This window comes from Bradyrhizobium sp. IC4059 (assembly GCF_020193615.1).
GTDB classification, from domain to species: domain Bacteria; phylum Pseudomonadota; class Alphaproteobacteria; order Rhizobiales; family Xanthobacteraceae; genus Bradyrhizobium; species Bradyrhizobium yuanmingense.
The window spans coordinates 571,094-583,396 of sequence record NZ_JADYVH010000003.1 but is presented as its reverse complement, the minus strand read 5'-3'; the positions used below and the strand labels follow the sequence as shown (position 1 = coordinate 583,396).

Genomic DNA, 12,303 nt, shown 5'->3' with positions numbered 1-12,303 from the left:
GATTCGGAGCCGGCCGGCGGCCAGTCGAGACGACGTGCGATTTCGTCGCGATGTTCAGCGCGAGCGCTTCGGCAATTTCGGCAGCTTGTCGGGATTGAATGCCGGCATCTGCCCTGGTGGTTCAGGTGGCGGCGGCTGTTGTTCCCTGAGGATGAGCGTTCCGTGGAGGATCATGCCCGGCGCCTGAGGTGCCGTCGCGGTGTAGGTCGCGATCTTGCCAGGGCAGCTTCCCTCGATCGTCAACGTCAGCTCTTGATCGTTGCCGAACACGGTGGCGCGTCCGTCGGTGTGACGCTTCGTCAATACGGTTGCGGTGAAGCGATCCCCATCGATCTGGCAGGTGCCGTGATAGGTCATCAGGCTGTCACGGCCCCAGATCTGGCCGTCTGCGACATGGACGATCCCGGTACCATGGTCGAGCGGCGTCTTGTACCACGCCGCGTAGGTGCCGTCCTTCAGCATGGGAGCAGCCTCCCCTGGTATTCCCACGCCAACAATTGGCATCATTAGCGCCAATAAACGGTTAATGACCGGGCCCGTGCCAATCCGGTCTTTGCTTGCGCAGCTCGGCCTCGAGCTCCTCGATGATGCTGTGAAGCAGACACGCTGCAAGCGGATCGGTCACCTCGCGCTCCAGATCCCGGTACCGCGCAATCTGGAATTCCTGCTCTCTCAACTGGCGCTCTGTCATGAGACTTGCCCTCCGGCGAACCGACGCGGAGACGGGCGGAGAGTTTCGTTACAATTTTCAGATCATTTGCGATGGTTTCCAGTCGGTTAAAGGCGCGGCCGGCTTGCGGATTGCCCGAAAAGGCTGCCGTGGGACCGGCGACACCAGCCTGAGCGCAGCGGTTGACGTCCAGACCGTTGCTTCCAATTGCGTGCGCGGCGGGCTTCTGCTAGCTTGAGGTACGTGCCTCATTTCACCTCGCCGGCCGGGTTGGTGACCCGCCTCTGCCGCAACGATGCGGGTAGCGGCTGATTGCCGTGCCGCTGGGGGTGAGGCATGCGCCCAATCTGGGTTCAAGCAGAGTTGGCCATCAAAAAGGGCCGACCGCCTTAGGGGAGGAATGATATGCAGCGTCTCTTGGTTGCAGGTGTGTCTGTTGCCTTCGCGATCGCAGCGGGTGTCGGCCCGACGGATGCGGCGGACAAGAAGGTTCTGGCCTTCGTCGTCAACGGGGCGTCCGACTTCTGGAAGATCGCCGAGGCCGGGATGAAGAAGGCGCAGGGCGAGCTGCCCAACTACGAGCTCCAGTTCAAATATCCGGAACAGGCTGCAGCCGCCGTGCAGCAGCGCGTGATGGACGACCTCGTCGCCGCCGGTGCCGCCGGCATCATGGTCAGCGCAGTCGATCCAAAGAACCAGACCGAGCATCTCAACAAGGTTGCGTCCCAGACCGTGCTGTTCACCACCGACAGCGACGCGCCGAAATCCAAGCGCGTGGCCTATATCGGCTCCTCCAACACCGACCTCGGCAAGGAGGCAGGAAAGCTGATGGTCAAGGCGCTGCCGAACGGCGGCAAATGCGTCGGCTTCGTCGGCCTACCCGGCGCCGACAACGCACGCGAGCGCATCGAAGGCGTGAAGGAGACGCTCAAAGGCTCGAAGGTCGAGCTCGTCGACGTTCGCGGCGACGAGATCGACCAGACCCGCGCCAAGCGCAACGTCGAGGACATCCTCGCCGCCATGCCCGATGTGAGCTGCCTCGTCGGCTTCTACTCCTACAACACACCGCGGATCTACGAGGTGCTCAAGGAGGCCGGCAAGCTCGGCAAGATCAAGATCATCGGCTTCGACGAGGATCCGATTACGCTCGGTGGCGTCAAGGAAGGCAGCATCGTCGGCACGGTGGTGCAGCAGCCGTTCGAATGGGGCTATCAGGGCATGAAGCTGATGGCGAACTACATCGGCGGCAACAAGTCCGGCATTCCGGCTAACGGTATCATCATCGTGCCCGGCAAGGTCATCGAAAAGGCGAATGTCGACGAGTTCATGGCCTCGATGAAGCAGATGCTGAAGAAATAGGAGAGATCCGCGCTGCCCGCCGTGCAGCCTGCCATGCCAGAACCGTTTCTCGAACTGGTCGACATCAGCAAGAGCTATCCAGGCGTGGTCGCTCTCGACCACGTCGGTCTCCAAGTGTCGCCCGGCGAGGTCGTTGCGCTGATCGGCGAGAACGGCGCCGGCAAGTCGACGCTGATGCGCGTGCTCGGCGGGGTCGTGGAGCCCAGCGGCGGCTTTATTCGTGTCGATGGCGCCGCGCGATCTTCGCTCACCGTGGCGGATGCGATCAAGGCGGGCATCGCCTTCGTCCATCAGGAACTGAACCTGTTCGACAATCTCGATGTCGCCGGCAACGTCTTCATCGGCCGCGAGCCCGTGCACGGCGGGCCCTTGCGGCTGATCGACCGCAAACGGATGTATGCCGATGTCGCGCCGCTGCTGGAGCGGCTGGGCTGCGATTTCGCGGCCGATGCGCCGCTCGCCGACCTGTCGCTGGCGCAGCGCCAGCTGGTCGAGATCATGAAGGCGCTTTCGCTCGACGCTCGTCTCGTCATCATGGACGAGCCGACCTCGAGCCTGACGCTCGCCGAGACGGACCGCCTGATGCGCACCGTGGCCGGCCTGAAAGCCCACGGCGTCAGCATCATCTTCATCACGCATCGGCTCAACGAGGTGATGCAGTGCGCCGACCGTGCGGTCGTGCTGCGCGACGGTCGCGTGGTCGGCGCGCTGACGCGTGCGGAGCTCTCTCCGGCGGCGATGATCCGCTTGATGATCGGCCGCGACCTGAAATCGCTCTACGTTCCGCCGGCCGCGCCGCCCGGCGCCAGCGTGCTGGAGATCGTCGATGCCGTCACCGACACCTATCCCGGCCGGGCCGTGAGCCTGTCGGTCCGCCGCGGCGAGATCCTCGGGCTTGCCGGTCTCGTCGGGTCCGGCCGCACCGAGTTCGCCCGCGCCGTCTTCGGCATCGACCCACTGCGTGGCGGCACGATACGTCTCGATGGCGAGCCGATCCGTATCGCAAGCCCACGGGCCGCCATCGAGCAAGGCATCTATCTCGTTCCGGAGGACCGCAAGGGCGCCGGCCTGCTGCTCGACGTCTCGATCGCCGAAAACATCTCGCTGCCGGATCTGGCGTCCTATATGCGCTTCTGGCTGGTGGATACGGATCGCGAGAACGAGAACGCGGTGCGTCAGCGGGAGCGCCTAAAAATCCGCGCGCCCGACGTCAAGACCGCCGTCGGCTCGCTGTCGGGAGGCAACCAGCAGAAGGTCGTGCTCGCCAAATGGCTGTCGATGCGGCCGAAGGTGCTGATCGTCGACGAGCCGACGCGTGGGGTCGACGTCGGAGCCAAGCAGGAAATCTACGGCATGCTGCGCCGCCTGACCGATGCCGGGGTGGCGATCCTGATGATCTCCAGCGACATGGAGGAGGTGATCGGGGTCAGCGACCGGCTCGCGGTGATGCATGAAGGCGCGATCTCGGGCTTCCTTGATCGCAGCCAGTTCAGTGAGCACAATGTGCTGCAGCTTGCCGTTGGCCACACAATCACGGCGGAGGGACCTTGAGCAAGAAAGACCTGAGCCTTCTCGTTCTGATTCTGGTGGTCGGGACCGTTGTCGCCCTGATCAATCCGAGATTCCTGTACGTCGGCAATCTCTCGAACACCGCCAACCAGATCGGGCTGTTCGGCATCTTCTCCATCGCCGAAGCCTTCATCATCATCATCGGCGGGATCGAGCTGTCGGTGGGTTCGGTGATCGCACTGCTGGGCGTCCTGTTCATCGACCTGATCGTCAATCACGACGTCAACTGGGTCGTAGCCCTCGCGATGATCGTCGCGGCCGGGCTCGTGATCGGCCTGGTTCATGGCACGCTGGTGACCAGGATGCGGATCCAGGCTTTCGTGGTCACGCTGTGCGGCCTTCTGATCTATCGCGGCGCGGCGCGCTATTACACCGAGGACGCGACGGCGGGCTTCGGCTTCGGCGCGAGCTTTCCGATGCTGGAATGGCTGGCCGCCGGCCGCACAAACGTGCTCGGATTCCCGCTGCCGCACAGCGTGGTGGCGCTCGCCGTGGTGGCCGTGATCGCCTGGGTGGTGCTTCACCGCTCGGTGTTCGGCCGCTATCTCCTTGCCGTCGGCAAGAACGAGGAAGCGGCACGCTACTCCGGCATTCGCACCAACCGCGTGATCATCTCGGCCTATGTCATCTGTGGCGGGCTGACTGCGTTTTCGGCGATCCTGATCGCGATGTACACCCGGTCGATTTCGCCGGCGGTGCACGGCTCGTTCTACGAGCTCTACGCCATCGCGGCCGCCGTGCTCGGCGGCTGCTCCTTGCGCGGCGGCGAAGGCTCGATCATCGGCGTCGTGCTCGGCACCGTGCTGCTCCAGGTGCTGCAGAATCTCGTCAACCTGCTGGGCATTCCGAGCTCGCTCAATTTCGCGGTGATGGGAACGGTGATCCTGGTCGGTGTGCTCGGCGATCAATATCTGGTGCAGCGACGCCACCGCGCGAGTGCGGCCAAAGGCCGGGAGCAGGCGAGCGTCGCTGCGGCTCCGCTCGAGCGCGTGAAGGTGGAGTGAAAATCTAGAACGTCACCCGCAACCCCGCGTAAAACGCGCGCGGCCTTGCCGGGCTCAGCGAGCGCGGGTCGGTGAAATCCGCGCCGCCATTGGTGAAGTTGGGCAAGGCGTCGCGGTCGAAGAACTGGCCGTAGGTCACGTAACGCTTGTCGAAGATGTTGTCGACGCGGCCGTAGAGCTGGACGTTCTTCGCGACCTGATAGGAGGTGTGGAGATTGAACACCGTGTAGGACGGCAGCTTCGCGAACTGGTTGGACTCGTCGCCGACCAGATACTGGCTGGAGACGAACAGCGCGTTGCCGCCGACCTTCCAGACGTCGGTCACGGCATAGTCGACGCCGACCTTGACGCGGTGGCGCGGGACTGCCGGGATCTGGTTTCCGGGCCTGACCTGAATGGTCTCGGAAGTATCGTCGGCAAACGGGCTTTCCGAGCCGAGCTCGAGCGGATCAAGGAAGCGGGCATCGACGAACGCGTAACTCGCCTGGAACTGCAGCGTCGGAGACTTGATGTTGACTTCGGCTTCGAGCCCCTGCCGCCGGGTGCGGCCTACGTTCGAAAAATAGCCGAAACCAGTCCGGCCAACGACCGGCACCGCCATGATGTCGTCGTGGTTGGTGGCGCGAAAGCCGCCGATCTTCCATCCGAGGGTGCCGATGTTCAACTCCTTGGTGCCCCGGAAACCGGCCTCCACGGTCTTGGAGACGACCTGCTTGAGCGGCGGATCGGAGACCAGAAACGCCGCGATCAGACAGGGACGGGCCGGATCGGAGCAGCCGAGCTCGAGCGGCGTCGGGACGCGGTTGGCCTCGGAGTAGCCGGCATAGGCGGTCAATTCCGGCGTGATCCTGTAGGTGCCGCCGATGATCGGATTGAAACGCGTGAAGGTGTGATCGCCGTTGAGCGCAGTCCCAAGCTGATCTTCCAACGTGATCCGCGCCGCATTGAAGCGGCCGCCCCCCGTGATGGCGAAGGCATCCGTGACGTTGAACGTATCCATCGCGTAGAGGCCGTTATACTGATTGACGGTCCGCAGCGAGACCGGGCCGGCGACGGGGTCCGCCACAGGAGTCGCTCCCAGGAAAACGCCGCTGCCGCTGACGACGTAGTTCTCTCCCATCGAGCCGATTTCGGAGGAGGCGTTGTAGCGCGTGACGCTGGCGTCATAGGTTGCGCCCACCACAAAGCGGTTGTCATGACCGAACAACTGGTCGGTGTTGGTGGCCTGCCCCGACACGCCGAACGTGGTCGAACGGATCGAGCCGCGGTCGATCGCGCCGAGGATCGTGCCCGGCGCAAATGGGTTGGCAAGCTGCACGCCGCCCGCGCCGTAGGCGGGTGAGGTGTCGTCGCCAAAGCAGAGCAGCGCCGGATCTGCAGCGCACTCCTCCACGTCGGTCGGGTTGCCGTCGACCACCTTTTGCTCGTACCTGCGCACACGCGCGGTGCCTTCGAGCGTCCAGGTCGGCGTCGCGTCGACCTTGCCGGTCAGGTTGAGATAGCCGACGCGATTGGAGGTGGTCTGCGGCGTGGTGTAGGTCGCGCCCCAATATCTGTCGAGCAGCTCGGCCGGGACCGTGGCGCTGGCGCCGAAATCGTTCTTGGCCACGCCCATATTGGCGTGGAATTCGCTGTCGCCGGCCCTGTAGCCGACATCGCCGTAGAAGCGCCGCACGGTCGATTGGGAAAAATTGCGGAAGCCGTTGTCGCGCAGTCCTTCGAGCGCACCGTAGACGGCGAAGTTCTGGTCGACCTGCTTGCCCCATTGCGCCGAGCCCTGGATGCGGCCGAACGATCCGCCCATGAGGTCGAGCTCGGCGCCCTGATAGGTGAAGCCGTCCTTCATTTGCAGGTTGATCGCGCCGCCGAGTGCATTGAGGCCGAAGGCCGGATTGTTGGTCACCAGCGTCACCGACCTGATCGCAGCCGTCGGAATCAGGTCCCAATTGACGGCGTCCGAGAAGGCCTCGTTGATGCGGACGCCGTTCTGGTACACCGCAAGGCCTTGCGGCGTGCCCGTCACGGGCGAAGCGACGAAGCCGCGGAATTCGACATCCGGCTGGAACGGATTGCCGGTGACTTCGCTGATGTTGATGCCGGCGATGTTGTCGCGCAGCGCGTCCGTGACGTTCAGCGAACCGGTGCGCCTGATCTGGTTGGCATCGACGGCATTGATCGCCGACGGAACCTTGTCGACATCGAGACCCCGGCCGGTGCCCGGCGAGGTCGGATAGACGTAAAGGCGTGTCCTCGGAGCTGCGGATCCCGGCGCCCCTATCCGCGCAACCGGTCGCGACGGCGCCGCGCGCCGCGCTGCCGAAGGTGGTGCGGTCACCTCGACCGGCGGCAGGTTCTGGACGTTGGTCTCCTCGTCCGGCGCGGCCCCGGCAGGGGTCGCACAGACCAAGCCCGATACCAGCCCGGTCGACACCGAAGCCATCAACAAAGCACGCTTGAACGAAACAACCTTGCCCATCCCCGCCTTCCCATCCGTGACCACCGGCTGTTTTGATGTTCCGCCGATTGGTCGAGGCGAGTTTATTCGGCCGCAATGGGGACGCCAGCCACAAAAGGTCGGACCCTATCCACACCCATTTTCCCGACCAAATCGGGAATTTTTCCCGATCGCTTTGGATGCGATCAGGTTGCCGCTGTCGGCACCAGCGCTTCCACGGTCACACCGCCCTCACCCGAGACCACATTGAGCGTGCCGCCGAGCGCCAGGATCCGCTCGCGCATGCCGACGAGGCCGAAGCCGAGCTTCTGGCCTGGCTCCATGCCGCGGCCGTCGTCGCTGACCCGCACCCGGGCGCAGAAGCGGCCGCCGGCCTGCTCGACCGGTTCGATGACGACGCTGACCGAGGTCGCACCGGCGTGGCGGAACACATTGGTGAGCGCCTCCTGCACGATGCGGTAGATGGTGAGATCGGCGGTCTCGCCGGTGGGGCCCAGCGCCGGCGAGATCGAGGTCTCGATCGCAACGTCGGGATGCGACTCCCGCCACAGCCGCGACAGGGATTCGAGCGCCTGGCGCAGGCCGAGCTCGGCAAGGCCCACGGGCCGAAGACGCTCCAGCACGCGGCGATTGAACTGCTGGAGTGCATTGATCTGCTCCAGCATGGCGCTGCCATGTTTGCGCACGGCATCCGCACTCGGCTCGCGTCCGTCCGCCTGCTTCGCCAGCGCGCTCGCATGCGCGCGCAGCGAGAACAGATAGGGTCCGAACTCGTCGTGCAATTCGCGCGCGATCTCCTTGCGCTCGATGTCCTGCAGCGACACCGCGCGCTCGGCGAGGCGCCGCTTGTCCTCGACCGCTTCACCAAGCGTCGCGGCAAGATGGTTGAGCCTGGTGCAGATCGCCGCGAGCTCCGGCGCGCCGCCCGGCGCGACGCGGGCCTCGTAATGTCCGCTTTCGAGCTTCCCCATGGCGTCCGCCAGCGACTGTAACGGTGCCAGGGCACGGCCGACCACCTTCATCATCAGGAAAAACAGCGCAAGCGCGATTACCGAGCCGACCTCGAGCTGGGTCACGATGCCGTCCCAGATCTCGGCGATCTCGTCGTCGGGATGCGAGGTGATCACGAGCGAGCCGGGCTTGCCGCGAATCGAGACCGGCACGCTGACCGCGGTCTGCTCCGGATGGACCAGGCTGACGAACCAGGCCGGCGGGGCACGCGTGTCGACATCGGAGCCAAGCCGGCGGGGCGTCAGCGGGTTCCCACCGGAATCGTGCAGCGCGATGCTGACATGGCGCAGGCGGCTGAGATCGCGGGCGATCTGGTTCAGCCTGGCATCAGGATCGGGTGCCTCGTTGAGATCGGCAACGATCATCTCGATGAATTCGCGCGCGAGGCGGATCACGCTCTGGTCCTCGGCCTGCACGCGCGGGCCGGCCTCGGCGATCTGCCGGCCGATATTGACCGCGAGCCCCAGCGCCAGCAGCAGCGCCAGCAAGAGATTGATGCGCCCGCGCAAGGAAAGATTCTGCCACATTGGTCTTGCTCGTGCCTCGCGAAGGGTTGGCGCCTGTCCGACGACGTTGACAGAGGCGAACCGCCCGATATCTAATCGGAAGCGTACAGCAATCCCAGCCGGGTTGCATGAGCCGACACGAGACGCGCGTCTTGCCTGGTCAGTCTCATGCGGCGCAGAACAGGCAAGCTCCAAGGGAACGGGCTGTCGCGGGGAACGCCTATGCGCATTCTGATCGTCGACGATCATCCCATCGTCGCCTCCGGCTGCCGTGCCGTGCTGGCCGACGAAGGCGAGATCGAAATCTTGGAAGCCGCCGACGCCGAGGACGGCGAGTGCGTCTTCATCGTCGAACGTCCCGACCTCTGCATCATCGACATAAATTTGCCAACCGTCTCCGGCTTCGAGCTCGCGCGCCGCATCCTAGAGCGCGCGCCCGAGGCGCGCATCATCATGTTCAGCATGAATGACGACCCCGCCTTCGCCGCGCGTGCGATCGAGTGCGGCGCCAAGGGCTACGTCTCCAAGACCGGCGACCCCGACGACCTCGTCGAGGCGATCCGCGCCGTCGGAAGCGGCGGCACCTATCTTCCGACCGCGATCGCGCGCAGCATCGCCTTCGCCGGACCCACGCTGGCGCAAAACCCGCTGACGAAGCTGAACGCGCGCGAGATGGAGATTCTGCGGCTGCTCAGCGCCGGCAAGAGCCTGTCCGAGATCGCGTGGCTGGTGCAATCGTCCTACAAGACGGTGGCCAATACCTCGTCCATCATGCGCCAGAAGCTCGGGGTGAAGACCTCGGTGGAGCTGGTGCGGCTGGCGATCGACAGCGGTGTCGCCTGACCACGCCACGAATTCGGTCACACAAGCGTTGCAATCTTGATGTGGTGAGATGCCACGGAGCTCTTAGGCATGACGATTCAGACTGTCTCGACCAACAAATCCCATGGCGGCGTGCAGGGCGTCTATCGCCATGCCAGCCAGGTGACCGGAACCGACATGGTGTTCTCGGTCTATATCCCGCCGCATGCGGACGGGGCCAGGCTGCCCGTGGTTTGGTATCTCTCCGGCCTCACCTGCACGCATGCCAACGTCACCGAGAAGGGCGAATTCCGCAAGGCCTGTGCCGAGCTCGGCCTGATCTTCGTCGCGCCCGACACCTCACCGCGCGGGCCCGATGTGCCGGGCGATGCCAACAACGCCTATGATTTTGGCCTCGGGGCCGGCTTCTATGTGGACGCCACGCAAGAGCCGTTCGCGCGCAATTATCGCATGTGGAGCTACGTCACGGACGAGCTGCCGAAGCTGGTTGCGGAGAGCTTTCCGGTCGATGCCAGGCGGCAATCGGTGATGGGCCACTCGATGGGCGGCCACGGCGCGCTGACGGTGGCGCTGCGCAATCCGCACCGCTTTCGCGCAGCCAGCGCGTTCGCGCCGATCGTGGCGCCCTCGCTCGTGCCCTGGGGCATCAAGGCGCTGACCGGCTATCTCGGACCGAACAAGGAGTCTTGGCGCAACCACGACACGGTGGCGCTGATCGAGGACGGTGCCAAGTTCTCCGGCTTCCTGGTCGACGTCGGCGAGGCCGACAATTTCCTGAAGGAGCAGCTCAGGCCGGAGCTGCTCGAGGCCGCCTGCGCCAAGGCCGGCATCCCGCTGACGCTGCGGCGCCAGGCGGGCTACGACCACAGCTATTATTTCATCTCGACCTTCATGAGCGATCACCTGCACTGGCATGCGGAGAGGCTGAAGGGGTGATGTCTTTCTCCTTCTCCCCTTGCGGGAGAAGGTGGCGCGAAGCGCCGGATGAGGGGTTCTCTCCGCTCGCACGACCATTCGTGGGGATGGAAACCCCTCACCCGTCTCGCCGCTACGCGGCGAGCCACCCTCTCCCACAAGGGGAGAGGGAAAACCTCTTCACGGCTTCCCGTAATTCGGCGCCAGCAGGCGGTTGCGGATGAGATAGCTCGTCGTGCGCGACCAGGATTCATCCGTGTTGCCGCGCATGTCGGCGCTGGCGACCGCGACCATGTTGCCGGTCTTCACGTCGCGCAGATAGATGTTGAGATTGATGATCAGGTTGGAGACCTTCTGCACGAGGCCGGTGATCTCCAGATCGGCGCCGAGCTGGCCGGCGAGCTTGAGGTCGCAGCCGCCGCAGGCCTGCAGGTTCGCGCCACGGGCGGCCTCCCGTACCGGCGCGATGTCAAGCACCTGGAACCGGCCCGACTCTGCCAGCTCCTTGCGCAGCTGCTCGCTGATGCGCATGAGCCGCGCCTCTTCCGGCTTGGAGCCGTAGAACTCGCCCGGCAGGCTGGTGTCGACCAACTCGAAATCGAACACCGCGAGCTTCGGTGGATCGGCGAGCGCGCCCGCCCCCGTCCACAGCAATGCTGCGGTTGCCAACAATGCTCGCATGATCGTGATGCCCGGCTTCGCGCGCGCGGGGACGAAATGCGGGGTTGCACGGCCTGACAAATTGGTCATGCTTGAAGCAGAGACAATTCTTCACCGGCGGTCAAGCCGGGGAGATCGTCTGGAGGAAACATGATCCGATGGTTGGCCGGCCTGATCGGCTTTGGTCTTGCCGCGACGAGCGCGCTTGCGGCCGATCCCGTCACGATCGGCGTCGGCTATCTCGCAATCGCCGGCACCCGATCACCGCTGTCGCTCGCCGAGCAGCCTGCCGAGAACGACGGCCTCGCCGGCGCGCGCCTTGCCATCGAGGACAACAACACCACCGGGAAATTCACCGGCCAGCGCTTCACGCTGGAGGAGCGCCGCATCAGGGAAGGCGAGGACGTGGCGCAGGCTGCGACCGCGCTCGCCGAGAAGAACGGCTTCATCATCGCCGACCTGCCCGCCGATGCGCTGTTGAAGGTCGCGGACGCCTTGCGCGACCGCGGCACGCTGCTGTTCAACGCCGGCGCGATCGACGAGCGGCTGCGCGAGACCGATTGCCGCGCCAACGTCATCCACACCGCGCCGACGCGTGCGATGCTGGCGGATGCGCTCGGCCAATATCTGGTGTGGAAGAAGTGGTCGCGCTGGCTGCTGGTGGTCGGCTCGCACGACGAGGACAAGCTGTTCGCGGATGCTATCAGGCGCACCGCGGCGCGGTTCGGCGCCAAGATCGTGCAGGAGCGGACCTTCGAGGACAAGGGCGGCGCGCGGCGCACCGATAGCGGCGTGGCGCAGATCCAGCGTCAGATCCCCGTCTTCACGCAGCAGGCACCGGCCTATGACGTGCTGGTCGCCGCCGACGAGAGCGAGGTGTTCGGCTCTTATCTGCCCTATCGCACCTGGGATCCGCGCCCGGTCGCCGGCTCGGCCGGCCTCGTGCCGCGCAGCTGGGACGCATCGCAGGATCAGTGGGGCGCGATCCAGATGCAGAACCGCTTCATCAAGCTGAATTTGCGCCGGATGACCGCGCGCGACATGCAGGCCTGGACGGCGGTGCGCATGATCGGCGAAGCCACCTCGCGCACCAATTCCGGCGAGGTCAGGAAGGTCACCGATTTCATCAAGGGCCCGGATTTCTCGGTCGCCGCCTTCAAGGGCACGCGGCTGACCTTGCGCGACTGGAACCTGCAGCTGCGCCAGCCGATCCTCCTGGTCGACGGCCGCATGGTGGTGTCGGTATCGCCGCAGGAAGGATTCCTGCACCAGGTCTCCGAGCTCGACACGCTCGGCTACGATCGCCCGGAGAGCAAATGCAAGCTGAAATGA

At 64.9% G+C, this 12,303-nt stretch carries 11 protein-coding genes; 6 read left to right on the top strand and 5 right to left on the bottom strand.

What is annotated here, in order from left to right; translation table 11 throughout:
• Window positions 1–54 precede the first annotated feature (54 nt).
• Window positions 55–462: a hypothetical protein gene (locus tag I6F12_RS12980; protein ID WP_057026612.1), complete on the bottom strand. Its 408-nt coding sequence runs from the start codon at window positions 460–462 to the stop codon at window positions 55–57.
• Between the two features lie 61 nt (window positions 463–523).
• Window positions 524–691, bottom strand: coding sequence for a hypothetical protein (locus tag I6F12_RS12975; protein WP_197424369.1), 168 nt, complete (start codon window positions 689–691; stop codon window positions 524–526).
• 384 nt (window positions 692–1,075) lie between these two features.
• Here I6F12_RS12975 and I6F12_RS12970 point away from each other — a divergent pair, with 384 nt between their 5' ends.
• From I6F12_RS12970 to I6F12_RS12960, 3 genes are read left to right on the top strand one after another with little or no spacing between them, the layout of a single operon-like run.
• Window positions 1,076–2,029, top strand: a complete 954-nt coding sequence (locus tag I6F12_RS12970) for a sugar-binding protein (protein ID WP_036007875.1) — start codon at window positions 1,076–1,078, stop codon at window positions 2,027–2,029.
• A gap of 33 nt (window positions 2,030–2,062) precedes the next feature.
• Complete coding sequence (locus I6F12_RS12965) at window positions 2,063–3,580, top strand: sugar ABC transporter ATP-binding protein (protein ID WP_225156489.1); 1,518 nt, start codon at window positions 2,063–2,065, stop codon at window positions 3,578–3,580.
• Window positions 3,577–4,602, top strand: coding sequence for an ABC transporter permease (locus I6F12_RS12960; protein ID WP_036007882.1), 1,026 nt, complete (start codon window positions 3,577–3,579; stop codon window positions 4,600–4,602). Before I6F12_RS12965 ends, I6F12_RS12960 begins: the two co-directional genes overlap by 4 nt.
• A 4-nt stretch (window positions 4,603–4,606) precedes the next feature.
• Here the strand turns inward: I6F12_RS12960 and I6F12_RS12955 are convergent, their stop codons facing one another.
• Both I6F12_RS12955 and I6F12_RS12950 read right to left on the bottom strand, forming a co-directional pair.
• Window positions 4,607–7,078 carry a TonB-dependent receptor gene (locus I6F12_RS12955; protein WP_225156488.1) on the bottom strand — a complete coding sequence of 824 codons (2,472 nt, stop codon included), beginning with the start codon at window positions 7,076–7,078 and terminating at the stop codon, window positions 4,607–4,609.
• A gap of 164 nt (window positions 7,079–7,242) precedes the next feature.
• On the bottom strand, window positions 7,243–8,595 hold the full coding sequence (locus tag I6F12_RS12950) for a histidine kinase (protein ID WP_192893121.1): 1,353 nt from the start codon (window positions 8,593–8,595) through the stop codon (window positions 7,243–7,245).
• 201 nt (window positions 8,596–8,796) lie between these two features.
• Between I6F12_RS12950 and I6F12_RS12945 the strand changes: the two genes are divergently transcribed.
• Both I6F12_RS12945 and fghA read left to right on the top strand, forming a co-directional pair.
• Window positions 8,797–9,417 carry a response regulator transcription factor gene (locus I6F12_RS12945; RefSeq protein ID WP_225156486.1) on the top strand — a complete coding sequence of 207 codons (621 nt, stop codon included), beginning with the start codon at window positions 8,797–8,799 and terminating at the stop codon, window positions 9,415–9,417.
• Window positions 9,418–9,486: 69 nt separating this feature from the next.
• Window positions 9,487–10,332 carry an S-formylglutathione hydrolase gene (gene fghA / locus I6F12_RS12940; RefSeq protein ID WP_225156485.1) on the top strand — a complete coding sequence of 282 codons (846 nt, stop codon included), beginning with the start codon at window positions 9,487–9,489 and terminating at the stop codon, window positions 10,330–10,332.
• Between the two features lie 159 nt (window positions 10,333–10,491).
• Here the strand turns inward: fghA and I6F12_RS12935 are convergent, their stop codons facing one another.
• Window positions 10,492–11,061, bottom strand: a complete 570-nt coding sequence (locus I6F12_RS12935) for a DUF3280 domain-containing protein (protein WP_225156484.1) — start codon at window positions 11,059–11,061, stop codon at window positions 10,492–10,494.
• 60 nt (window positions 11,062–11,121) lie between these two features.
• On the opposite strand from I6F12_RS12935, the gene I6F12_RS12930 reads away from it, so the two are divergent.
• Window positions 11,122–12,303, top strand: coding sequence for an ABC transporter substrate-binding protein (locus tag I6F12_RS12930; RefSeq protein WP_225156483.1), 1,182 nt, complete (start codon window positions 11,122–11,124; stop codon window positions 12,301–12,303).

Coding starts and splice junctions, on each gene's coding strand:
- I6F12_RS12980 (WP_057026612.1), bottom strand. CDS start 462: ATGCTGAAGGACGGCACCTACGCGGCGTGGTACAAGACGCCGCTCGAC.
- I6F12_RS12975 (WP_197424369.1), bottom strand. CDS start 691: ATGACAGAGCGCCAGTTGAGAGAGCAGGAATTCCAGATTGCGCGGTAC.
- I6F12_RS12970 (WP_036007875.1), top strand. CDS start 1,076: ATGCAGCGTCTCTTGGTTGCAGGTGTGTCTGTTGCCTTCGCGATCGCA.
- I6F12_RS12965 (WP_225156489.1), top strand. CDS start 2,063: ATGCCAGAACCGTTTCTCGAACTGGTCGACATCAGCAAGAGCTATCCA.
- I6F12_RS12955 (WP_225156488.1), bottom strand. CDS start 7,078: ATGGGCAAGGTTGTTTCGTTCAAGCGTGCTTTGTTGATGGCTTCGGTG.
- I6F12_RS12950 (WP_192893121.1), bottom strand. CDS start 8,595: ATGTGGCAGAATCTTTCCTTGCGCGGGCGCATCAATCTCTTGCTGGCG.
- I6F12_RS12945 (WP_225156486.1), top strand. CDS start 8,797: ATGCGCATTCTGATCGTCGACGATCATCCCATCGTCGCCTCCGGCTGC.
- fghA (WP_225156485.1), top strand. CDS start 9,487: ATGACGATTCAGACTGTCTCGACCAACAAATCCCATGGCGGCGTGCAG.
- I6F12_RS12935 (WP_225156484.1), bottom strand. CDS start 11,061: ATGACCAATTTGTCAGGCCGTGCAACCCCGCATTTCGTCCCCGCGCGC.
- I6F12_RS12930 (WP_225156483.1), top strand. CDS start 11,122: ATGATCCGATGGTTGGCCGGCCTGATCGGCTTTGGTCTTGCCGCGACG.